Source organism: Pseudonocardia sp. ICBG1293 (assembly GCF_020131355.1).
Lineage (GTDB): Bacteria > Actinomycetota > Actinomycetes > Mycobacteriales > Pseudonocardiaceae > Pseudonocardia.
Map to the genome: position 1 here is coordinate 115,197 of NZ_JAHLEL010000057.1, position 22,099 is coordinate 137,295.

Below are 22,099 nucleotides of genomic sequence, written 5' to 3' on the forward strand. Positions count from 1 at the left end.
TCAGGACTCCTGTGCTTCGAAGGTCTGGTAGTCGTCGAGGAAGCGGCCGAGCAGGCCGGTGAGGGCCTGGCGGTCGGTGGGGCTCCACGTGGCCAGCACGCTGGCGATGACGTGGGCGCGACGACGTCGCTCGGTCTCGATCACGCGGACACCCTCGTCCGTCGCGGCGAGGAGGGAGGCGCGCCCGTCGCCGGGGTCGGCGCGCCGCTCGATCAGACCCGCCTTGACCAGGGCGGACACCTGCCTGCTGATCGTGGACGGATCGGAGTGGAAGGTGGCGGCGACCTCGCCGGCCCGTTGCGGGCCGCCGAAGTGGAGATGGGCCAGCACGTGGTAGGCGGCCATGTCGACGATCATCTCGGGCCGGTGTCGTTCGCCGGACCGCTTCACCTGGCGGACCAGCAGGAACAGCTCGCGGACGATCGAGTCGGCGAGCTCCAGGTCGGCGTCGGCGGGCTCGGCGGTGGCGGCCGGTGCAGCGCCCATCGCGGACCCCCTCTCGGTGGTGCATGTATCACGCAACTAGTTGACTCGCGCAAGCATGCTCCGATGCGTTGCGCAATGCAAAGTGAATGGCCGTGACCTGCGCCACCCGATTACGGTGCGGGTCGTGAGCACTCCACAGCGGATCCGGCTGCGTCGCACGAAGGGATGGCGCAAACCCGACGGTGCTGTCGTCGTGACCCGGCCCGGGCCGTGGGGCAACCCCTTCGACGTGCGCGAGACGGGTCGCGAGCAGGCCATCGCCGCGCACCGCCGCTGGCTGCTCGAGGAGCGCCCCGACCTGGTCGAACGGGCCCGGACCGAGCTCGCGGGCAGGGACCTGTGCTGCTGGTGCGCCGAGGACGTGCCCTGTCACGCGGACACGCTGATCGAGGTGGCGAACCGATGAGCGCACCCGACGGGGTGGACACCGACGTGTTCGACCCGCGCGTGTTCGCCCGCGGGGTGCCGCACGAGGCGCTGCGGCTGCTGCGCGACACCGCGCCCGTCTCCTGGCAGGACGAGCACGCCGTGGGCCCCTGGCCGGCCGGACCCGGGTTCTGGGCCGTCACCCGCTACGACGACGTGCGGCACGTCCTGCGCCACCCGGTCGACTACTCGTCGTCGCTCGGGGCGACGCAGATCCGCGACCCGGACCCGGCCGACCTGCCGTTCCTGCGCCGGACGGTGCTCAACATGGACCCGCCCGAGCAGGTACGGCTGCGCACCCTGGTGACCGGGGCGTTCACCCGTCGCAGGCTGGAGGGCTTCGCCGCCGCGGTGCAGCGCCGGGCCGACGCGCTCCTCGACGCCGTCCGCGACGACGGCGGCTGCGAACTCGTCGGCCGGGTCACCGACGAGTTCCCGCTGCAGAACCTGTCCGACCTGCTCGGCGTGCCGGTCGAGGACCGCCCGATGCTGCTGCGCTGGACGAACCGGGTGATCGGCTACCAGGACCCCGACCACGCCGACGACGACGCGGGCAGCGGTCCGCCGGTGAACCCGCGCTCGCCGGCCGCACTGGCCGACATGTTCGGCTACGCCGACGCCCTCGCCGAGCGCAAGCGCGCCGAGCCCGGCGACGACGTCATGACCGCGCTCGTGCACGCCGAGGTCGACGGGCGCGCCCTCACCGGGCCCGAGCTGCACATGTTCTTCTTCCTGCTGGTCATCGCGGGCAACGACACGGTGCGCAGCGCGCTGCCGGGCGGGGTGCTCGCGCTCGTCGGGCACCCCGGCGCCTACGCCGGCCTGCGCGCCGCACCGGAGCTGCTGCCGTCCGCGATCGAGGAGATCCTGCGCTGGCACCCGCCGGTGCTCACGTTCCGCCGGACCGCCACCCGCGACCACGTGCTGAACGGGGCGGAGATCGCGGCGGGGGACAAAGTCGTCGTCTACCACTGCTCCGCACACCGCGACCCGCGCCGCTTCCCCGATCCGGACACCTTCGACATCACCCGCACCCCGAACGAGCACCTGGCGTTCGGGCAGGGGCCGCACCTGTGCCTGGGCGCGCACTTCGCCCGGATGCAGATGCGGTCCTTCCTCACCGCGTTCCTGCGCCTGCCCCCGGCCCGCCTCGACGGCGAGGTCCGACGCCTGACCTCGAACTTCATCAACGGGACGACCCGGCTGCCGCTCGCGTGGTGATCGGCCACTAGCGTGCGGTGCGATCACGCATCGCGCCCGGAGGGACACCGCCCGTGCCGCTCGCCCGTCACCATCTCGGACCGGCCCTGCTGGTCGCGACCGCCGCCCTGCTCGCGGGCTGCGCCCAGCCGGGCCAGCTCGGGCACGATGGCGAAGCCGCTCCGTCGGCGTCCGCCGCCCCCGCGCCGACCACGGGGTCCGCGCTCCCCGGGGTCCCCGACGTACCGGTCACCCAGGCGGGTTCCGACGCCCGGGGCCGCCTCGACCGACCGGTCGACATCTCCACGCCCGGCCCCGCCGAGCTGCTCGTGCGCACCGAGGTGCTGGCGCCGGGCCAGGCGAGCGGCTGGGTGAGCCACCCCGGCACGGTGATCTCCGTCGTGCGGTCCGGGACGGTGACCGTGCAGCGCGCCGACTCCTGCGAACCCCGCCCCTTCGGGCCGGGGGAGGCCTTCTTCCTGGAGGACGGCAGGCCCCACGAGCTGCGCAACGACGGGCCGGACCCGGTGGTGCTGACCCGCTCGGAGCTGCTGGCCCCCGGCGCGCCCGAACGGGAACCCGCCGAGCCCGCCTGCTGACCCCGGACGCCCGCCCGACGTCCCGGGCTCCACACCGCCGTCCCGGCACCCGCCCGGCACCCGCCCGGGTTCGCACGAACGGGCCGTTCGTAGGAACCTTTCGTGCGAACGGTCCGGTCGTGCGAGTCGGGTGGGCTCGGAGATCGGGCGGTGATGCACCGGGGCGGGGGCCCGCGGATGCTCGGTTCTGTCGGGTCCCTGTGGGAACATCGGGGCGGTACCGGGGCAGGGGAGCGGACACGTTGACGACGAAGACGGTCATCGCGGCGGACTACCGCGAGTGGCAGGTGAGCCGGCGGATCGAGTGGACCACGCCGGCGGTCGGCGACGAGTTCGAGCACGACGTCGACGCGGGCAACGGCGCGGTCGTGCTCGTGCTCAGCACGCTGGTGTTCTTCTGGCTGGTCCTCATCGTCTGGGTACCCGACGGAGTGGTCTTCCCCTGGTTCTACTGGCTCGTCGTCATCGTCGGCCTGGGCTTCTTCCCGTTCCGCTGGCTCCTGCGCAGGCCCTTCACGATCACCGCGAAGACCCAGGGCGGGTACGACCTGCCCCCGGAGAAGTGGACGGGCATGGTGCGCGGGCTCGCGACCGCGCGGGAGGAGACGAAGGTGGTCGTGCGCAGCCTGAAGAACCGTTCGACGCCCGGCCACGCGGACAGCCCGCTGCAGCCGATCAACTAGGAGTCGGGGTGCCCGAACTGCCCGAGGTGGAGGCGCTGGCCCACCACCTGCGTGAGCACGCGGTGTACCGCCCGGTGGCCCGGGTGGACCTGGCCTCCATGAGCGCCCTGAAGACCTTCGAACCGCCGGTGTCGGCACTAGTGGGGCGGGTGGTGACCGGGGCGTCACGGTTCGGCAAGTTCCTGTCGGTCGACTTCGAGGACCGCCCCGACGCCGGTCCGCTGCACCTGGTCACGCACCTGTCGCGGGCCGGCTGGCTGCGCTGGCACACGACCGCGGGTGTGACCCCGCCCCGGCCGGGGCGGGGCCCGCTGCAGCTGAGGGTGCACCTCGACCAGGTCGGCGGGCCGGGGTTCGACCTCACCGAGCAGGGCACCCAGAAGCGGCTCGCGGTGTACCTCGTCGCCGACCCGACGCAGGTACCGGGCATCGCGAAGCTCGGCCCGGACGCGCTGGAGCTGTCCCGTGCCGGGCTCGACGAGCTGCTCGACGGCGACACCCGCCGGCTCAAGACACTGCTCGCCGACCAGTCCACGCTCACCGGGATCGGCAACGCCTACTCCGACGAGATCCTGCACACCGCGAAGCTGTCGCCGTACGCCACCGCGGCACGGCTGGGGCCCGAGGCGCGGGACGCCCTGTTCGCGTCGCTGCACACGGTGCTGAGCGAGGCGGTGGCGCGCTCGGTGGGGCAGGGGGCCGCTGAGCTCAAGGGGGAGAAGCGGTCCGGGCTGCGGGTGCACGCCCGTACCGGCCTGCCGTGCCCGGTCTGCGGCGACACCGTGCGCGAGGTGTCGTTCGCGGAGAGATCGTTCCAGTACTGTCCGACCTGCCAGACCGGGGGGAAACCGCTCGCCGACCGCCGCCTGTCCCGGTTGGTGCGCTAGTGGCGGGCGCGGGAACGGGGGTGCTCGCAGTCGTGGACGGATCCACCACGCTCACCCCCTCCATGGCGCTGCTGCTCGTGGTGGTGGGCGTCGTCGGCGTGGTCGCGGTGTTCTTCTTCCTGTGGCAGCGCAACCGGCGCAACACGATGGTCTCGCCGCTGGCCAAGGCCACCTTCTCCGCGCTGCACACGGTCGCGCTGGCCGCACCGGTGCTGCGCGAGGGACTGTCGTCGCGGTCGGCGTCGCAGGCGCTGCCGTACCTGCGTCAGCTGCTGGAGACCACGGCGATGGCGATGACCGACTCCCGGGGCACCGTCCTGGGCTGGGACGGCACCGCCGACCAGCACCAGCAGGACGTGCAGACGCTCGCCGACACGGTGGTCCGGACCGGCCGGATGGAGCTGATGAGCCACACCTCCATCAAGTGCAACCAGCCCGGCTGCGAGGTGCGCGGGATCGTCGTCGTCCCGCTGGAGAGCGACGGGAACATCATCGGCACGCTCGCCGCGCTCACCCCGTCGACGGCCGGCCCGCCGGTCCTGCGGGCCACCGGTGAGGTCGCGCGCTACGTCTCCAGCCAGCTGGAGCTCGCCGAGCTCGACGACTCCCGCGCCCGGCTCAACCGGGCCGAGGTCCGCGCCCTGCGCGCCCAGATCTCGCCGCACTTCGTCTACAACGCACTGACCACGATCGCCTCGTTCATCCGGACCGACCCGGCCCGGGCCCGCGAGCTGCTGATCGAGTTCGCCGACTTCACCCGCTACTCTTTCCGCTCCGCGGGCGAGTACACGACGCTGCTCGACGAGCTCAACAACATCGAGCGCTACGTCCGGCTGGAGAAGGCCCGCTTCGGTAACCGGCTCAACATCAAGCTGCAGATCGACCAGGAGGTGCAGAACGTCGTGCTGCCCTTCCTCGCGCTGCAGCCCCTGGTGGAGAACGCGGTCCGGCACGGCCTGTCCGGCAAGCCCAACGGCGGCACCGTCACCATCCGCGCCGAGAACGCGGGCTCGGAGTGCGTGATCGTCGTCGAGGACGACGGCGTCGGCATGGACCCGGCCCGGCTCAACGAGGACCTCGACGACGCGCACCTGTCCGGCGCACACGTCGGCCTGGGCAACGTCGACGACCGCATGCGCTCCGCCTTCGGCGACAACTTCGGGCTCGTCGTGGACACCAACATCGGCGCCGGGATGAAGATCACTCTGCGGGTGCCGAAGTTCCGGGCGGGTATCCGGGCCTGATCCGGCGGGCTCCGGTGGGACCCTCCGGCGGCCTGTTGGGCCGTACGGGTGACCTGGCCGACAGCAAGCTGTGCCGATCCGGTCACGCCCCGTCACCCTGTGCTCGCGCGTACGGTGGGGCGGCATGGACGTCCTGCGTATTCCCGCGGCCGTGACCTCGCGTCTGCCTGGCAGACTGGGTGACTCGGTCGGTCCTGCGGTGGTGTCGGTCGTCCGGCTGCAGGGCGTCATCAGTGCATACGCCGCGCCGGTGCCCCGCCAGGTGCTGAGCATCTCGTCGACGGAGAAGGTGTTGGAGCGTGCCTTCGCGCCCGAGCGGCTCGCCGCCGTCGCACTGGTGATCAACTCCCCGGGTGGTTCACCGACCCAGTCCCAGCTGATCGGGGACCGCATCCGCGCGCTGGCGGCGGAGAAGGACGTCCCGGTGCTCGCGTTCTGCGAGGACGTGGCCGCCTCCGGCGGCTACTGGCTGGCCTGCGCCGCCGACGAGATCTACGCCTGCTCCACCTCGATCGTCGGCTCGATCGGCGTGATCAGCGCCGGGTTCGGGCTCGACGGCCTGATCGAGCGGTGGGGTGTCTCCCGGCGGCTGCACACGGCGGGCGGCTCGAAGTCGCGGCTGGACCCGTTCCTGCCCGAGCGGTCCGAGGACGTGGCCTGGCTCACCGGCCTGCAGGAGCAGCTGCACGAGCGGTTCACCGACTGGGTGCGCACGCGGCGCGGTGACCGGCTCGCGACCGACACCGAGCTGTTCGACGGCGAGGTGTGGCTGGGTGAGCAGGCCCGTGCGCTGGGCCTGGTCGACGGCATCGGCAGTGCCCACGAGGTCCTGACCGAGCGCTTCCCGGACGCCGAGCAGCGCCCGGTGGAACAACGCAGGCCGCTGCTCGCCCGTCTCGGAGCGGGCGGGTCCGCCGCCCGGGCAGGACTCCCGGGTGGCCTCGCGGCGGCCGGGCACGAGCTGCTCTCCGGCCTCGAGACACGGGCTGCGTGGGCCCGTTACGGGCTGTGAGACCGGTGACCGTGCGTACCACGGCAGAGCTGCACCCCGTGTCCGGACGGTCACCGATCCGGTTCGTGCCCTGGCATCCCGCGCGTCGGCACGTCACCATGGTCCCGGCGCCGGGCGATCATCGAGCGGATGGGCTTCCCGGCGCAGGCCCGGAAGCAGGATGAGGAGATCGTGGACAGCAACGACACCACTCGCGGACTCGTCGTGCTCGCGGTGGACGACGAGCAGCCCGCGCTCGAGGAGATGGCGTTCCTGCTGGACGAGGACCCGCGGGTCGCGACCGTCCTGAAGGCCGGTGAGTCCACCGAGGCCCTGCGCATCCTGAACGGCCGCCGGGCCGGTGCGGCCGCGGCCGCCGCGCCCGGTGCGGGTGGTGGCGCCGACGTCGCCGAGCAGACCGACATCGACGCCGTGTTCCTGGACATCCGGATGCCCGGCCTCGACGGCCTGGAGCTGGCCCGGGTCCTCAAGAACATGGCCGTGCAGCCCGCGATCGTCTTCGTCACCGCGCACGACGACCGTGCCGTCGACGCCTACGACGTCGGTGCCATCGACTACCTGCTCAAGCCGCTGCGCACCGAGCGTCTCTCCGCGGCGCTGGACCGCATCCTGTCCACCCGGCGCAGTGGCCCGGTGGAGACCGTCCGCGAGGAGAGCGGCGGCGACGACGAGGTGATCCCGGTCGAGCTCGCCGGCACCACCAAGCTGGTGCCGCGGTCGGCCGTGCGCTACGTCGAGGCCCAGGGTGACTACGCCCGCCTGCACACCACCGAGGGCAGCCACCTCGTACGGATCCCGCTGTCGGTGCTCGAGGACCGCTGGCGCGACGCCGGCTTCGTCCGGATCCACCGCTCGTTCCTCGTCGCGTTGCCGCTGGTCACCGAGCTGCGGCTGGCCGGGTCCGGGTACGTGGTGCGGATCGGCTCCGGCCCGGAGACCGCGGAGCTCCCGGTCAGCCGCCGGCACACCCGTGAACTGAAGGACCGTCTCGTCCGCGCGACCAAGCAGGCGTGGAGCCAGAGGTGAGCAGGTCCACCGGTGGCGTTCCGCCGCCGGTGCGTCCGCAGTCCGACCGGGCCGCGGACGACCCCGACGGGTCCGAGCGCCCCGGCGAGGCCGGGCCGACGGACGACGGCGCGCGCGCGGAACCGGGTCCGGCCGCGTCCGAGGTCCGTCCGGACCCGGCGCGGTCACGCCCGTACCCCGACGGTGCCGTGGCGGGTCTCGACGCCTGGAACCCGGCGTCGGAGCACCGCGACCGCCGGGTGGCCCTCGCCCCGGACCCGGCCGGGAACGCGATCCCGGCCCAGCCGCGCGGCTCGTTCGCGTCCGGTCCGCACCCGCGGCCTGCCGGTGGCGGCGCGCCCGGCGGTGGGACGCCCGTGGGCCCGTCCGCCGCGCAGCCGCACGGTCCGGTGCCCGGGCCGGGCGGGCCCCGCCGCGGAGGGCACCCGGGGGCCCGGCCGCCCTCCGGTGGGCCGTCCTCCGGTGGGCCCGGTCCCGGGGCGTGGCAGACCGCCCGGCCCGCTCCCGGCGCACACCCGTCGGACCGCTCGGTGCCACCGTCCGCCGGGCCCGGCTCCGAGGCGCCCGGGCGGCCCGGTACCGAGGACGGCGGGCACCGTCCGTCCGGGGCGCCCGCGACCGCCGGACGGGCCGGGTCCGCGGGTGACGGAGCCACGCCCCGTCCCGGGCCCGGGTCGTCCCCGGCTCCGGCCGCCGGGTCGACGTCCGCCACCCGGCGCGGCGACGGTCCGGTGCCGGAGGCGAACGGTCGCACCGGCGGTCCGGCACCCGGTCACCCGGCACCCGGTCACCCGGCACCCGGTGACCCGGCGGAGGCCACCCCGGCCGCGGGGCGCGCTGCCCGCCGGTCCCGTCGTGCGGCCGAGGAGCCCGCCGGTGACGACGGCGCCGGCTGGCTGCAGGCCGAGATCGCGCGTCGCGTCGCGGACCGGGCCGGTGCGACCGGCCGGCACGCCCGCGTCGACCCGGCCGGTACCCGCCCCCCGGCGGACGGGGACGACACCGCGGCGCCGGACCCCGGCCACGCCGACCCGCCCCGCGGTGCGGCGGCCCGCGGCGTCGCGACCACGGCCGCCGGCACCGCGCCCGCCCCGGCCGACCCGGACACCACGACGTCGGGGGGCTCCGCCCCGCACACGACCGTCCCGCCCGCCGACCCGGCTCCGCCCGCCGACCCGGCTCCGCCCGCCGCCGTGCCGCCCGGGGCCGCTCCGCGCGCGGACCCCGGTGGCCCGGCCGGCTCCGCCGCGCCCGCGGACCGCGATCCCGACGCCCGCGACGCCCACGTCCGGCCGGTCCACCCGGCCCGCGCCCGCCCGACCCGGCCGCGCTCGGACCTCCTGCCCGACCCCTACGCCCCGGAGGGCCTGCGTCCCGGCGTCGGCTGGCCGCCCGCCGCCGCGACCCCGGCCCCGGGCGTCGTCGACAGCGGTAAGCAGTGGCCCCCGACCAGCGGCGGATCCGGGCTGCCGCAGCGGGTCCCGGGTGCGACGTCGTGGTCGAACAGCTGGTCCCCCGACCGCAGCGCGCTGCTGGCGGGGACGCCCGACACGACCGGTGCCGCCGAGGCGACCGGTACGGCCACCACCGACGACGCCGGTACCGGCACGGCCCGCGGTGCGGACGCGCCGGCCCCCCGCGGCGCCGACGGCCCCGGAGGGCTGCTCGCCCGGACCGGGACCGACGACCGGACCGGGGACGCCACCGGGACCGACGTCGCACCGGTCGACCGGCGGCGTCCCGGCGAGTCCCCCGAGACCCGGCCCGTCCCCACCCGCTGGTCGGCGGCGGGACGGCGCGGCCCCGCCGTCGCACCGGTGCCGTTCCCTGCCGCGGACCCCGAGGCCCGCGTCGACGACGAGGACGACGACCTCCCCGACGAGGACGAGCTCGACGAGGAGCTCGACGAGCTGCGCGGCGGTCCCCTCGAGCGCACCGAGGTCATCTGGCGTGCCCCCGACGTCGACGTCGCCCCGGCCCCCGAGCCGTCGGCCGAGCCCGAACCCGAGCCGTTCAGCCCCGCCGCGGCGGCGCCCTACACCGGCGCCCGGCCCCGCCCGTTCTCCGCGGAGCCGACCGACCCGCCCGCCCCCGAGGACGACGCCGACGCCGACGGCGAGGGTCCCGGCGCCGGCCGGGTCCGGGTCGTGCTCTCCGAGCGCCGCTCGACCGCCCAGTCCTCGCGCGGGCTGTCCGACGTGCAGGACCCCGGCGCCGTCGGCACCCTGCTGCGCAACTCCCTGGTCCGCACCCAGCTGCTGCTCGCACTGCGGGTCAGCGTCGTCGCGCTCATCGGGCTGGGTGTGCTGCCCGCGCTGTTCATCGCGGTCCCGGTGATCGGGCAGGTCGAGGTGCTCGGCATCCGGCTGCCCTGGCTGCTGCTCGGCGTGCTGGTCTACCCGTTCCTGCTGGGCCTGGGCTGGTGGTACGTGAGCTCCGCGGAGGCGGCCGAGCAGGACTTCGCCGACGACGTGGCCGATCGATGAGCCTGACCGCGATCCTGTCGCTGGTCGCGATCGTCCTGGTGGCGGTCGCATCCGCGGTGATCGGCTCGGTCGCCCACCGGACCCGGCTGACCTCGGACTTCCTCGTCGCGTCCCGGTCGGTGCCCTCGCGGCTCAACGCCGGCGCCATCTCCGGGGAGTACCTGTCGGCGGCGTCGTTCCTCGGCATCGCAGGCCTGATCCTGGTCCAGGGGGTCGACGCGCTCTGGTACGCCGTCGGCTACACCGCCGGCTACCTGTTCCTCCTGCTGTTCGTCGCCGCGCCACTGCGCCGGTCGGGCGCCTACACCGTTCCCGACTTCGCCGACGCCCGGCTCGCCTCACCGATGCTGCGCAGGGTGTGCGCGGCCGTCGTCATCGGGATCTGCTGGCTCTACCTGCTCCCGCAGCTGCAGGGGGCCGGGCTCACCGTCGGCATCGTCACCGGCCTGCCCGACTGGGTCGGCTCCGGCGCGGCCGGAGTCATCGTGGTCGCCACCGTCGCGCTCGGCGGGATGCGGTCGGTGACGTTCGTCCAGGCGTTCCAGTACTGGTTCAAGCTCACCGCGCTCGCCGTCCCGGCGGTGATCGGGCTGGCCGTCTGGCTGGGCGACGGTCACACCTTCGCCCGCGACGAGCCCCCGGAGTTCCGCGAGCCGACGACGGTCTCGGTGGCCACGCCGGTGACGCTGGAGGCACGGCTGGCCGTGGACGTCGTGGCCCGCGGCACCGTCGACGGGCAGGTCGTCGACGGCCCGCTGCGCTGGGTCGCCGGGTCCACCCACGAGGTCACCGCCGGGACCGAGCTGCGGTTCGCCGCGGGCGACCCGGTGCCGGTCACCCGCGGTGCCCCCACCGACGACGAGAGCTGGCTGCGCCCGTTCACCGGGACCGAGGACCACCAGCTGCTGGCGACCTACTCGCTGATCCTCGCGACGTTCCTCGGGACGATGGGCCTGCCGCACGTCCTCGGCCGCTTCTACACCAACTCCGACGGCCGGGCGGCCCGCCGCAGCGCCGTGCTCGTCCTGGCGATGCTGGGCGGCTTCTACGTCCTGGTGACCCTGCTCGGCGTGCTGTCCCGGGTCTACACCCCCCAGCTGCTGGTCACCGGCCGCACCGACGCCGCGGTGCTGCTGCTCCCGACCGCGATCCTGGGCAGTGGGCTGCTCGGTGCCCTGGTGGGCGGTCTCGTCGCCGCGGGCGCGTGGGCGGCGTTCCTGTCGACGGCGTCGGGCCTGCTGGTGAGCCTGGCCAGCGTCGTCTCCACCGACGTGCTGCCCCGCCAGGGCCGGATGACCCGGCGCTTCGGGCTGGCGACGGTGCTGGCCGGGGTGCCACCGACGGTCGTCGCGCTGGTCCCGTCCGGGCTGAACTTCGCCGAGGCAGTCGCCCTGGTCTTCGCCGTGGCCGCGTCCACGTTCTGCCCGCTGCTCGTGCTGGGGATCTGGTGGCGCGGGCTGACCGACGTCGGGGCGATCGCCGGGGTCGTCGTCGGCGGCGTGGTGTCGGCCGGTGCGGTGGTCGCCGCCCTGGCCGGTGTCGACGTCTCCGGGCTCGGCTCCGCGGCGGGCTGGGTCGGGGTGCTGCTCTACCGGCCCGCGATCGTCAGCGTGCCGCTGGCGTTCGCCACCATGGCGCTGGTCTCCTGGTTCACCCGGGCGCGCCGCCCCGCCGACGCCGGTCAGGTGCTCCTGCGCCTGCACGCACCCGAACGGCTGGGTCTGATGCGGGACCGATTGGACGACAGGGCCTGACCGTTTTCCCCCGAACGAGTCTACACAGTGTCACCGTTCAGCCGGGCCGATTCGTCCGGACCGGGGGTCTTTGCCGGTAACGGCACGCAACGACGTTCCCCGGTGCGATACTCCGTCGTTGTCCCGGGTGAAGTGTGTCCCCCGGGGGCGCGCCGCGGTCCCCCGGCCACGACGCGGCCCGGCTCCCCGCAGCACGACCCGAAAGGAACCGGCGCCATGAGCAGCCCCGCAGAGCGCTCGGCCGGCACGATCTACCAGCAGGTCCAGGCGAGTCCCGAGTTCCGGGCGTACCGCAGCCGTCTCCGGCGCTACGTGTTCCCGATGACCGCGATCTTCCTCGCCTGGTACCTCGCGTACGTCGGTCTCGCCAGCTACGCCCCCGAGTTCATGTCCATCCGGGTCGTCGGGACGATCACTGTCGGGCTCCTCGTGGGTCTCGGCCAGTTCGTCTCCACCTTCCTGATCACGACCCTGTACGTCCGGTTCGCCGAGCGGGAGATCGACGGCCCGACCGCCGAGCTGCGCGCCCGGGTCGAGCAGGCGGAGGTGCGCGCATGACCACGTCAGTCCTGGCCCAGGCCGAGTCGGTCGGCTCGGTGACCGCGAACCTCGGGTTCTTCCTGCTGTTCGTGATCGTGACCCTGATGATCGTGCTGCGGGTCAGCCGTACCAACGCCACCCGTGCCGACTACTACACCGGTGGGCACGCGTTCACCGGTCCGCAGAACGGCACCGCGATCGCCGGTGACTTCCTGTCTGCGGCCTCGTTCCTCGGCATCGCGGGTGCCATCGCGCTCTACGGCTACGACGGCTTCCTCTACTCCATCGGCTTCCTCGTCGGCTGGCTGATGGCGCTGCTGCTGGTCGCCGAGCTGCTGCGCAACACCGGCCGGTTCACGATGGGCGACGTCCTGGCGTTCCGGATGCGCCAGCGCCCGGTCCGTGCGGCCGCCGCGACCTCGACGCTGGTCGTCTCGCTGTTCTACCTGATCGCGCAGATGGCCGGTGCCGGCGGACTGATCTCGCTGCTGCTGCAGATCCCCAAGACCGACACGCTGTCGCAGGCGCTCGTGATCGTCGTCGTCGGCGGCCTGATGGTCGTCTACGTGCTGTTCGGCGGCATGAAGGGCACCACCTGGGTGCAGATCATCAAGGCCGGCCTGTTGCTCACCGGTGCCGCCGTGCTGACCACCTGGGTGCTCGGCCGCTACGGCTTCAACCTGTCCGCGGTGCTGCAGCAGGCCACCGAGAACTCCGAGCGCGGCGAGGCCATCCTCAACCCGGGGCTCCAGTACACGAACAAGATCGACTTCATCTCGCTGGGGCTGGCCCTGGTGCTCGGCACGGCAGGTCTGCCGCACATCCTGATGCGCTTCTACACGGTGCCCTCCGCCAAGGAGGCCCGGCGCTCGGTGGTCTGGGCGATCTGGCTGATCGGCATCTTCTACCTGTTCACGCTGGTGCTCGGCTACGGTGCGACGGCGCTGCTGCCGCCGGGGACGATCACCCGCGCGAACCAGAACGACGCCGCGCCGCTGCTGGCCTACGCGCTCGGCGGCGAGATCATGCTCGGCCTGATCTCGGCGGTGGCGTTCGCGACGATCCTGGCGGTCGTCGCGGGCCTGACGATCACCGCGTCCGCCTCGTTCGCCCACGACGTGTACGCGAACGTGCTCCGCCGCGGCAACGCCTCCCCGGACTCCGAGGTGCGTGTCGCCCGCACGACGGCGCTGGTCATCGGCCTGGTCGCGATCGGTGGCGGGATCGTCGCCAACGGCCAGAACGTGGCCTTCCTGGTGGCGCTGGCGTTCGCCGTCGCCGCGTCGGCGAACCTGCCGACGATCCTGTTCTCGCTGTTCTGGAAGCGGTTCAACACGACCGGCGCGCTGTGCAGCATCTACGGCGGCGTGCTGGTCTGCGTGGGCCTCATCGTGGTCTCCCCGGCGGTGTCCGGGTCCCCGACCTCGATGGTGCCGGGCGCGGACTTCGCGTTCTTCCCGCTGTCCAACCCCGGCCTCGTCTCGATCCCGGTGTCGTTCGCGCTGGGCATCATCGGCACCTTCCTCGGCGGCCGCGAGCGGTTCAACGCCGCCCGCTACGCCGAGATGGAGGTCCGCTCGCTCACCGGCGCCGGTGCGGTGCGTGCGACCACGGCACCGAAGCAGGCCCCGAGGCCGACCGCGGTTCCGGCCGAGGACCTCATCGGGACCCCCCGTCGCGAAGCCGAGGGCTCCGGGCGGCACCGACCGCAGCCGCGCCCGGCGCCCCGGCCGACCCCGGGGCAGCAGCGCCCGCAGACCAGCCGCCAGGCCGGCGAGCTGTTCGGGAACACCGGGCTGACCGGCACCCAGCCCGCCGTCGGCGCCGACGGGCGTCCGGACCGGTTCGGGACGGGCCACCGCCCGGCCCCGCAGGGCACCGGCGGGTACCGGCCCGCACGGGCCACCGGCGGGTACCGGGCCGTCGCGCCGCCACTGGACCCGAACGAGGTGACCATCCCGCACGGGTCGCTCTACCGCGACGACGGTCGCTGACGCCCGCCGCTCACGGCGGGCTGACGGGGTGGCGTGGCAGGATGGCGCCATGTCCGACCCGGTTCCCGCCGTGAGCGTGTCCGACCTTCCCGCCGACGCCCCGATGCTCGACGTCCGCGAGCTCGACGAGTGGACGGCCGGTCACGCCCCGCACGCCCGCCACCTGCCGATGTCGGAGCTGGCGGGCCGGATGGGCGAGGTCCCCACCGAGGATCCGCTCTACGTCGTCTGCCGGTCCGGCGGCCGGTCGGCCCGGGTCGTCGCCTACCTGGCCCAGCAGGGCTACCCGGCGGTGAACGTCGAGGGTGGCATGCAGGACTGGGCCGCCCAGGGCCGCACGGTCGTGACCGACGACGGCAGCGCCCCCCGGATCGCCTGACCCGTGTCCGCGCCGGCTCCCGGGCGGCCGGGCCCGCCCTGCCCGCGCTGTGGCCGGACGGCGCCCCCCGGTGGGGGTGCGTTCTGCCCGTGGTGCGGCCGCTACCTGGCCGCTCTGGACTGGGTGGCGACGACGCCCGGCGGACCCGCTCCCGAGCCCGCCACCCGGCGCCGCCGCTACGCCGGGCCGCCGCGCTACCGCTCCGTCCCGCGCTGGGGCCTCCCGGTCGGGCCGTGGCGGATCGCGCCCGTCCCCGGTGCGGGCCCGCTGCGCCCGGTCGACCGGGCCCGCGCGCTCGCCGCCCAGCTCGTGCCCGTGCTGTGGGTGGTCGTCGTCGTGTCCGGGGTCGCCGCCGTCGCCGAGGTGTGGCGGTACGTGCTGCTGTTGTTCAGCCGGTCCGACGCGCTGTCCCCGGCGGCCGTCGGTGTCTCCGACGCGCTGGTGTGGTTCGGCGGCTGGTCCTCGGTGGTCGCGACGATCGCGGCCGGGGTGCTGACGGTCTCGTGGAGCCTGTGGACCTACCGGGCGGCCGCGGACCGCGCGGGGAACCGCCCCTGGCGGAGCCGTCGATGGGTCGTCGCGGGCTGGGTGGTGCCCGGCTGGAACCTCGTCGCGCCCGGCTCGCTGCTGGCGGAGACCGAGCACGCCGCGCTCGAACTGCCACCGGACCGCAGGCCGTCGCCGTCGCGGGAGCTGCTGGTCTGGTGGGTGCTGTGGGCGGCGTGCGTGGTGCTGGGCGCGGTCGTCCTGGTCTGGCGGTTCCGCACCGGCACACAGGCGCTGGCCGACGGGGTCGTCCTGCACGCCTGGGCCGACGTGCTCGCCGCTGTGACGGCGTGGCGCACGATCCGGGTCGTGCGCCTGCTCACCGCTCTGCTGACCGAGCGGGCGCAGGGTCCCCGGCAGCTGCTGGTGTCGACGACAGCGGCGGACGCGGGGCGGGCGGTCCCGGTGGTGCCGTCGGCCCCGCAGGCAGCGCCGACGGCAGTACCGGCCCCGGCCACGGCGGGGAACCCGGCGGACTGACGCCGGGCGCACCCGGGGTCCGGGAGGCGTCCCGGTGGGGCACCGGTGGGGACACTCCCGCGGCGACGGGAGACGGTCCGCCCGGTGCCCTCGGCACGGCCCGGGCGGGATGTGCGGTCGGCCGGGCCCCGGGCTCCGGGACCTCGCCGTGGCCACCCGACCCCCACGGTGCGCGCGCCGTCGTGGGTGCGGGGACACCGGGTGCGGGGACACCGGGTGCGGGCGCACCGGGTGGCGCGGACGTGGGACCGGGATCGGGCGGTGGGGTGGCCCAGCCCGTCGAGCCGGGGCGGACCGCCGTCGACGGTCCTGCGGTCAGCGCGGCGTCGGAGACGTCCTGCAGCAGCTTGCGGACCCGCCGGACCGCCCGGTCGGGGCCGCGCACCACCACCGAGAGGGCGAGCCTCCCGCCGTGCGGGTCGGCGACGGTGCGCAGTACGTGGCGGTCCGGGCCGGCCTCCAGGACGATGCCGACCCGCCCGCCCGCGTTCGGGGCGAGGGCCAGCGCGATCCGGACGAGCTCGGCGTGCGCCGCGCCGCGGACCTCGTCGCGGTGGTCGTGGGCGGCGGGGACCCCCCGGGCCGTCCGCCCGACCGCGGTGTCGGGCCCACAGACGTCGAGGACCATCCCGCTGTCCACGTCGAGCAGGGCGGCCGAGCGGATCCGCGGGTCGAAGAACAGCGGGCCCAGCACCGCGGCGAGCCCGTCGGTGCGCACGGCGACGGCGTGCCGGTGACGTCCCATCGTCGTGGGGGGTCCCGCGGGCGTCAGCGCTGCTGGGCGGGGAAGAAGGCCTGGCCCTGCTGCGGTGCACCCGCCTGCGGGGAGGTCATCGCGAACTGCTGCTCGATGACGCGCAGGTCGCGGCGGGCCATCGCGAGGTTGGCCTGGGCGCGGTTCAGCACGAGGTAGAAGAACAGCTGCTCGTCGGTGCCGCGGATGATCCGGATCAGGTGGTACTGGGTGTCCAGGGTGATCAGGATGTCCTCGATGGTCTCGCGCAGTCCCAGCTTCTGCATGACCTCGAGCTTGGTCCGGACGACGTCGGAGTTGCCGGGCGCCGCGACGTCGAGGTCGAACTCGGGGCTGCCCCCGCGCGAGCCCAGGGTCATCCCGCTGTCGAAGTCGACGATCGCGACCGCGAACGCGCCCTTGATGTTGGCGGCCATGTCCAGGGAACGATCGATGTTGTTCATCTCAGGAGCCTTCCGCGCGGCAACCACCGCGACGATGTCGGGGAGCCCGCGCCGCGACCACGTTCCGCATTCTGCGAGAAATGATCTCAGTTCGTTCCGGCGCCGGGGCGGACAACGATAACGCGCAATTCCGGAGCGTCAACTCCCCAGTGCCGACGAGGTCCCCGAACGGCGCAGCGCGGCCAGGATCCGGGCCATGGTGCCCAGGTCGTCCGCCCACCGGCCGCCCCCGGGGACGGCCCGGGCGTGCTCGGCGTCACGGTCCGGCTCGGCCGGGGGCCCCGGTGGCTGTGCCGTCCCGGCGGGTCCGGGTGCCCGCCGCGGCAGCGGGACGGCCGGGGGCGGGGTGCGCTCGGCCTCGGGTACCGGTGACGGTCGCGGCACCGCGATCGGTGCCGGGCCGGCGTCCGTCAGTCGGACGGGTGCGACCGGACGGTCCTGCTCCACCGGCCGGATCGTGTCCGGGGTCCTGACCTGGGAAACAGTCCGCTGTGTAGGGGTTCCGGCCGGTCGCAGCGCCCGCCGGGCCAGCGCGACCGGGCTGCCGGACCGGTCGAGGTGGGCGTAGGCGAGCAGGGGAGCCGCACCGTCGCGGGGCAGTGCCCGCAGCAGGTGGTGGCCCTCCCGGGTGGTGATCACCGCGTCCTCGAACACCGGCCCCGGCCCGCCGGGCACGACCTGGGCGGCGCCCCATCCGAGCACCGCGGCGAGGCCGGGGACGACGCGTCCGCCCGCGTCCGCGACCAGCTCGCCGGTGGCGGGATCGGCGACACAGGCGTAGCCCGTCCCCGGCACGCCGAGAACGGTGTCGAGCAGTTCCGACTACGATTCCATCACCGCCGATTCCACCATGCCGGCCGATGCTCGTCGACGCCGGTTCCGCTCCTTTCCCGCGCGCTCTTGCGTGGCGTCATCGACAATTCGCTGATGGCTCCCGGGAATAGGCCGTTCGGCTCTCGAATCGTTGCGGCATCCGGGTTCACCGGGAGACGGCTGCGGTCAGCCGGAGCTCCGACCAGCCGCGCATGACGAACCGCGGGCGCCGGACCGGCTCGCCGTCGAGGGCGGCGTCGGGCAGGCGTTCGCGCAGCGCGCGCAGCACCTCGGCGATCTCCAGCCGGGCCAGCGGGGCGCCCAGGCAGTAGTGCACGCCGGCGCCGAAGCCCAGGTGGGGGTTGGGGGAGCGGCCGATGTCGAGGTGGTCGGCGTCCGCACCGAAGACGGCCGGGTCGCGGCCGGCCGCGCCGAGCAGCGTCGCGATCCGGCTGCCCGCGGGAACCGGGTGACCCGCCACCGTGGTGTCGACGACGGCGGTCCGTTCGAACAGCTGCAGCGGCGCGTCGAAGCGGATCAGCTCCTCGACGGCCGTTCCGACCAGCTCGGGGTCGTCGAGCAGCCGTCGCCACTGGTCCGGGTGCCGCAGCAGGGCGTGCACCCCGTTCCCGACGACGTTCACCGTCGCCTCGTGCCCGGCCATCAGGAGCAGCACCGCGGTGCCGACCAGCTCGTCCTCGTCGAGCCGGACCGACGACGAGCCGGCGTCCCGGACGGCGAGCAGGTCGGTGATCAGGTCCGGCCCGGGTCCACCGGTCGCCGGGACGCCGCGGCCGGACCGGCGCTCGTCGACCAGCACCCGCAGCAGCGCCGTGAAGTCGGCCGACGCCTGCTCGGCCGCGCGTCGCCCCTCGTCGCCGGGGTCGGGCTCGTACATCCGGACGATCGCGTCCGACCACTCCCGCAGCGGCGCCCGGCGGTCCTCCGGCACGCCGAGCAGGTCGGCGATCACGGCCACCGGCAGCGGCGCGGCGACCAGCTCCACGAGGTCGGCCGGGGCGCCGTCCCGGATGCGGTCCACCAGCCCGTCGACCAGCGCCCCGGCCCGCGCCCGCACCAGCGGGGCCAGCCGCTCGGTGTGCCCGCGGCCGAACGCCGAGGCCACCAGGCGTCGTAGCCGGGTGTGCGGCTCGCCCTCGCGTTCCAGCAGCGAGTTGCGGTGCAGCAGGTTGAACGCGGCCAGCTCGGCCGCGGGCTCGGCGTCGGACCAGATCCGTCCCAGCCCGCGGTCGCGCAGCACGGCCGAGCAGGCCGCGTGCGTCACCGCGACCGGGACGCCCAGACCGGGGTGGTCGTGGACCGGCCCGGCGGCGCGCAGGGCCGCGTAGGCGGGGTAGGGGTCGGCGAGAAAACCGGGGTCGGCCGGATCGAAGGCATGCACGACCCGCTACCTTGCCCGGCGATGGGTAAGAAGACGCGCAACCGTGCCAGCACCGCCGAGGCGGGGGACAACCCGCGCCGGCCGTGTCCCTGCGGCTCCGGCAAGCGGTACAAGGCCTGCCACGGCGCCGGCGACGACGTGATCGTCATCCGGCCGTTCGAGGGTCTCGCGGCGGAGCCCGACCTGGTCGCCATGCGGGAGTTCCTCCCCTCGGCGACGGCGGCCCTCCCGGTCCGCTCCGGTGGTCCGGTGACCCTGGCCTCGGTGCTGCCGGGCGCGTCCGCCGCGATCGTGCGCGACAACGGCGAGGTCCTGCTCGGCATGCAGGTCCAGACCCGTTCCGGTGACCTGTCGGCCGACCTGGCCGGTGCGCTCGCCTGGGCGCGCTCGGCCGCGCCGGGGTCGTCGCTGCCGGTCGTCGGGGCGGGGCGGCACACCGGTGAGCGGCTGCAGGACGTGCTGGAGCCCGGCACCCCGCTGGAGCCGACGGTGCACGCCGACTTCGCCTGGTGGCTGCCGTCGGAGAGCCCGGACCCCGAGGCGCAGGCGATGCTGGAGCGCGCCAACTCGGTGATCATGCCGACCGAGGCGGTCACCGCCGACGGAGTGCGCGGCGCCTACTGGGTCGACACCGGGTCCAAGGCGCACGTGCGCTGGGTGCGGACCGAGGACGAGACGACGCTGATGGCGGCGCTGGCGCGGCTGTCCGGCGAGGGCGGGCTGGAGCTGGGCGAGGGTTCCCGCTACGCCGGGTCGTTCCGGGCGCACGGGCTGCTCGTGCCGGTCTGGGACGTCGACCGGGAGATGCACTCCTCGGAGTGGGCCGGCCCCGCCGCGGAGTTCGCGAAGCGGCTCGACGAGGCGGTGGCCGGGCTGGCCGCCACGCCGCTCACCGAGTCCGAGCACCGGGCGCGCGACGTGCTCGCGGGCAAGCAGATCACGCTGCGCTAGACGGGCGAGGGTCCCGGCACCCCCACGGGGCGCCGGGACCCGGCCGGACCGACGAGGGACTCCTCAGAGGGCGCCGCCGGCCACGGGCGGTGCGGCCGGGTCGGCGGCCTCGCCGCGCACCATCTCGCGGGCGACGAAGTCCTCGATGTGGAACAGGTCGTCCCCGGCGCGACGGACGATGGTGAGCAGCGTCGTCATGGAGGCGACCTCCTCGACCTGCTCCTTGAGGAACCACTGCAGGAACTGCTCGCCGAGGTAGTCGCCCTCGTCGCGGGCGGTGCGGGCCAGCGTGGTGATCTGCTCGGTGACCTGCTTCTCCTGGGTCAGTGCCAGCTGGACGAGCTCCTCGACGGAGGAGAACGCGGTCTGCACCTCACCGACCGACGGGATGGTCGCGGTGAGGTCGTTGTCCATCTGGAACTGGATCATCATCATCGCGTGGTTGCGCTCCTCGAGCGCCTGCGCGTAGAAGTGCGCGGCCAGCTGCGGGAGGTCGGCGTCGTCGAGCCAGACGGCGATCGCGAGGTACTGCTGGCTCGCGGTGAACTCGCTGCGGACCTGGTCGCGCAGCAGGGCGTGGAACTTGGACTCGTCGGTCATGACGACCAGGTTAGCGACGACCGGACTTTTCTGGAACTTCTCCAGAATTGGTGTCCGTCTCAGTTGGCCAGGGTCACCTTTGCCCTGGTGAGGGCCGCTTCGCCGGTCAGAAGGGCAGGCTCGGGCCGAGCACGGCGTACCCGACGAACGCGACGACGTCGATCAGCAGATGGGCTCCGACGAGCGGCCAGAGCCGGTTCGTCCGCTGCCAGTACCGGGCGAACACCAGGCCCATCACGAGGTTCCCGACGAACGCACCCACCCCCTGGTAGAGGTGGTAGCAGCCGCGCAGGACGGCCGCGGCGAACGCGGACCGGTTCTCCGACCACCCCAGCCGGCGGAGCCGGGTGAGCAGATAGCCGATCATGACGACCTCCTCGGCCCAGGAGTTCGCCGCCGCGGACAGCACCAGCACCGGGATCCGCCACCACTGGTCGGTCAGCGTGCTGGGGGCGACGTCCGGGGTGATGCCCGCGAGGCGGCCGATCAGGTAGAGCCCCAGGCCGGGAACGCCGATCAGCGCGGCCAGACCTGCCGAGTGCGCCGCGTCGCGCCACGGACGGCTGCCGTCGAGCCCGACCCGGCGCAGCGCCACCCCCGCCCGCAGCAGCAGGTACGCGGCGAGCGCGCCCCACCCGGCCAGCTGCAGCGCCCGCACCAGCTGGAACGCGAGGTCGATCCAGGCGTCGGTGGAGGCCGGAGCGTTCAGGGTGACCTGCTGGTCGACCAGCGGCGCGGGGTTCAGCAGGGCCTCGAGCAGCGAGAGCGCGCTGCGCAGCGCGGACAGGCCCAGTGTCACGGTCAGGACGACCGCGATCTCCAGTCCGATCAGCCGTCGCTCGCGGGGGTCGGTGGCGACGCCCGGGAAGTCCGGGGACGCCGGGGCGAGCCAGTCCCGCAGCGTTCCGCGCGGTCGTACCGGGGCCGGGCCGCTCGTCATGGGCCGATCATCGCACCGGGTGCCGGACGGTTCCGCGGGCCGAGTCCCGTGCGGCAGGCAGGGTCGCGGGCAGGTGATCCAGACGGCGCGCGCTGATCCGCACGGCGCGCGCTGATCCGCATGGCGCGCGCTGATCCGCTGTCCGCGCGCGTCCGGACGCGCGCGGACAGCGGATCACCGCGCGGGAGAGGGATCACCGGGTGGACCGCGGACCACCGGGCGGGGGGTCGCCGGGCGGGCGATCGCCGCGGCGGTGACGGAGGACCGCCCCGGCGGGGGTGACGGGCGGCGGACCGCGGGCCCCGGTGTGTGCATCGGCCGGTGATCCTCATGGCGCGCGCAGATCCGCTGCCCGCGCGCGTCCGGACGCGTGCGGGCGACGGATCACCGCGCGGGCGGCGGATCACCGCGCGGGCGACGGATCACCGCGCGGGCGCGGAGCGCCGCGGGGGAT

Annotated in this window: 20 protein-coding genes and 1 pseudogene; 15 read left to right on the forward strand and 6 right to left on the reverse strand. The window is 74.5% G+C overall.

Going from position 1 to position 22,099, the window contains the following annotated elements:
* On the reverse strand, nucleotides 1–486 hold the full coding sequence (locus KPF47_RS33405; RefSeq protein ID WP_224392718.1) for a MarR family winged helix-turn-helix transcriptional regulator: 486 nt from the start codon (nucleotides 484–486) through the stop codon (nucleotides 1–3).
* Between the two features lie 124 nt (nucleotides 487–610).
* On the opposite strand from KPF47_RS33405, the gene KPF47_RS33410 reads away from it, so the two are divergent.
* From KPF47_RS33410 to KPF47_RS40620, 14 genes and pseudogenes are all read left to right on the forward strand, one after another.
* Nucleotides 611–892: a DUF4326 domain-containing protein gene (locus tag KPF47_RS33410; RefSeq protein ID WP_224392719.1), complete on the forward strand. Its 282-nt coding sequence runs from the start codon at nucleotides 611–613 to the stop codon at nucleotides 890–892.
* On the forward strand, nucleotides 889–2,133 hold the full coding sequence (locus KPF47_RS33415) for a cytochrome P450 (RefSeq protein WP_224392720.1): 1,245 nt from the start codon (nucleotides 889–891) through the stop codon (nucleotides 2,131–2,133). The genes KPF47_RS33410 and KPF47_RS33415 overlap by 4 nt, the downstream gene beginning before the upstream one ends.
* A 53-nt stretch (nucleotides 2,134–2,186) precedes the next feature.
* Nucleotides 2,187–2,711, forward strand: a complete 525-nt coding sequence (locus KPF47_RS40615) for a cupin domain-containing protein (RefSeq protein WP_224392721.1) — start codon at nucleotides 2,187–2,189, stop codon at nucleotides 2,709–2,711.
* Between the two features lie 242 nt (nucleotides 2,712–2,953).
* The gene (locus tag KPF47_RS33425; RefSeq protein WP_224392722.1) at nucleotides 2,954–3,394 is read left to right on the forward strand and encodes a hypothetical protein; all 441 of its coding nucleotides are present in this window, start codon (nucleotides 2,954–2,956) and stop codon (nucleotides 3,392–3,394) included.
* An 8-nt stretch (nucleotides 3,395–3,402) separates the two neighbouring features.
* Complete coding sequence (locus tag KPF47_RS33430) at nucleotides 3,403–4,281, forward strand: DNA-formamidopyrimidine glycosylase family protein (RefSeq protein ID WP_224392723.1); 879 nt, start codon at nucleotides 3,403–3,405, stop codon at nucleotides 4,279–4,281.
* A gap of 20 nt (nucleotides 4,282–4,301) precedes the next feature.
* A complete protein-coding gene (locus KPF47_RS33435; RefSeq protein ID WP_224392724.1) occupies nucleotides 4,302–5,525 on the forward strand; it encodes a sensor histidine kinase in 1,224 nt (407 codons plus the stop codon).
* A 133-nt stretch (nucleotides 5,526–5,658) separates the two neighbouring features.
* Complete coding sequence (locus KPF47_RS33440; protein WP_374108937.1) at nucleotides 5,659–6,537, forward strand: S49 family peptidase; 879 nt, start codon at nucleotides 5,659–5,661, stop codon at nucleotides 6,535–6,537.
* Nucleotides 6,538–6,708: 171 nt separating this feature from the next.
* The gene (locus tag KPF47_RS33445; protein ID WP_374108938.1) at nucleotides 6,709–7,563 is read left to right on the forward strand and encodes a LytR/AlgR family response regulator transcription factor; all 855 of its coding nucleotides are present in this window, start codon (nucleotides 6,709–6,711) and stop codon (nucleotides 7,561–7,563) included.
* Nucleotides 7,560–10,049, forward strand: coding sequence for a hypothetical protein (locus KPF47_RS33450; RefSeq protein WP_224392727.1), 2,490 nt, complete (start codon nucleotides 7,560–7,562; stop codon nucleotides 10,047–10,049). Before KPF47_RS33445 ends, KPF47_RS33450 begins: the two co-directional genes overlap by 4 nt.
* Nucleotides 10,046–11,803 (forward strand): cation acetate symporter, encoded by a 1,758-nt coding sequence (locus KPF47_RS33455; RefSeq protein ID WP_224392728.1) that lies wholly within the window; start codon nucleotides 10,046–10,048, stop codon nucleotides 11,801–11,803. Before KPF47_RS33450 ends, KPF47_RS33455 begins: the two co-directional genes overlap by 4 nt.
* A 216-nt stretch (nucleotides 11,804–12,019) precedes the next feature.
* Nucleotides 12,020–12,361 (forward strand): DUF485 domain-containing protein, encoded by a 342-nt coding sequence (locus KPF47_RS33460; RefSeq protein WP_062399142.1) that lies wholly within the window; start codon nucleotides 12,020–12,022, stop codon nucleotides 12,359–12,361.
* Nucleotides 12,358–13,953: pseudogene (locus tag KPF47_RS33465) on the forward strand (cation acetate symporter); the annotation flags it as partial. The gene KPF47_RS33460 and the pseudogene KPF47_RS33465, both read left to right, overlap by 4 nt.
* A 433-nt stretch (nucleotides 13,954–14,386) precedes the next feature.
* A complete protein-coding gene (locus KPF47_RS33470) occupies nucleotides 14,387–14,716 on the forward strand; it encodes a rhodanese-like domain-containing protein (protein WP_224392729.1) in 330 nt (109 codons plus the stop codon).
* A gap of 3 nt (nucleotides 14,717–14,719) precedes the next feature.
* Complete coding sequence (locus tag KPF47_RS40620; RefSeq protein WP_224392730.1) at nucleotides 14,720–15,742, forward strand: DUF4328 domain-containing protein; 1,023 nt, start codon at nucleotides 14,720–14,722, stop codon at nucleotides 15,740–15,742.
* 768 nt (nucleotides 15,743–16,510) lie between these two features.
* On the opposite strand, the gene KPF47_RS33480 is transcribed toward KPF47_RS40620, so the two are convergent.
* The 3 genes from KPF47_RS33480 to KPF47_RS33490 form a co-directional block, all read right to left on the reverse strand.
* Nucleotides 16,511–16,939 carry a hypothetical protein gene (locus KPF47_RS33480; protein ID WP_224392731.1) on the reverse strand — a complete coding sequence of 143 codons (429 nt, stop codon included), beginning with the start codon at nucleotides 16,937–16,939 and terminating at the stop codon, nucleotides 16,511–16,513.
* Between the two features lie 138 nt (nucleotides 16,940–17,077).
* Entirely contained in the window at nucleotides 17,078–17,734 is a 657-nt protein-coding gene (locus tag KPF47_RS33485; protein ID WP_224392732.1) for a hypothetical protein, read from the reverse strand.
* A gap of 184 nt (nucleotides 17,735–17,918) precedes the next feature.
* Complete coding sequence (locus KPF47_RS33490) at nucleotides 17,919–19,154, reverse strand: cytochrome P450 (protein ID WP_224392733.1); 1,236 nt, start codon at nucleotides 19,152–19,154, stop codon at nucleotides 17,919–17,921.
* Nucleotides 19,155–19,175: 21 nt separating this feature from the next.
* Here KPF47_RS33490 and KPF47_RS33495 point away from each other — a divergent pair, with 21 nt between their 5' ends.
* Complete coding sequence (locus KPF47_RS33495) at nucleotides 19,176–20,105, forward strand: DUF5926 family protein (RefSeq protein ID WP_224392734.1); 930 nt, start codon at nucleotides 19,176–19,178, stop codon at nucleotides 20,103–20,105.
* Nucleotides 20,106–20,168: 63 nt separating this feature from the next.
* On the opposite strand, the gene KPF47_RS33500 is transcribed toward KPF47_RS33495, so the two are convergent.
* Together KPF47_RS33500 and KPF47_RS33505 are read right to left on the reverse strand one after the other, a co-directional pair.
* A complete protein-coding gene (locus tag KPF47_RS33500; RefSeq protein ID WP_224392735.1) occupies nucleotides 20,169–20,705 on the reverse strand; it encodes a ferritin in 537 nt (178 codons plus the stop codon).
* A 106-nt stretch (nucleotides 20,706–20,811) separates the two neighbouring features.
* Nucleotides 20,812–21,645 carry a CPBP family intramembrane glutamic endopeptidase gene (locus KPF47_RS33505; RefSeq protein WP_224392736.1) on the reverse strand — a complete coding sequence of 278 codons (834 nt, stop codon included), beginning with the start codon at nucleotides 21,643–21,645 and terminating at the stop codon, nucleotides 20,812–20,814.
* Nucleotides 21,646–22,099 lie beyond the last annotated feature (454 nt).

Bases quoted from the DNA above. Each gene is read 5' to 3' on its own strand.
- KPF47_RS33500 (WP_224392735.1), bottom strand. From the start codon at position 20,705: ATGACCGACGAGTCCAAGTTCCACGCCCTGCTGCGCGACCAGGTCCGC.
- KPF47_RS33495 (WP_224392734.1), top strand. From the start codon at position 19,176: ATGGGTAAGAAGACGCGCAACCGTGCCAGCACCGCCGAGGCGGGGGAC.
- KPF47_RS33415 (WP_224392720.1), top strand. From the start codon at position 889: ATGAGCGCACCCGACGGGGTGGACACCGACGTGTTCGACCCGCGCGTG.
- KPF47_RS33455 (WP_224392728.1), top strand. From the start codon at position 10,046: ATGAGCCTGACCGCGATCCTGTCGCTGGTCGCGATCGTCCTGGTGGCG.
- KPF47_RS33470 (WP_224392729.1), top strand. From the start codon at position 14,387: ATGTCCGACCCGGTTCCCGCCGTGAGCGTGTCCGACCTTCCCGCCGAC.
- KPF47_RS33405 (WP_224392718.1), bottom strand. From the start codon at position 486: ATGGGCGCTGCACCGGCCGCCACCGCCGAGCCCGCCGACGCCGACCTG.
- KPF47_RS33480 (WP_224392731.1), bottom strand. From the start codon at position 16,939: ATGAACAACATCGATCGTTCCCTGGACATGGCCGCCAACATCAAGGGC.
- KPF47_RS33505 (WP_224392736.1), bottom strand. From the start codon at position 21,645: ATGACGAGCGGCCCGGCCCCGGTACGACCGCGCGGAACGCTGCGGGAC.
- KPF47_RS33460 (WP_062399142.1), top strand. From the start codon at position 12,020: ATGAGCAGCCCCGCAGAGCGCTCGGCCGGCACGATCTACCAGCAGGTC.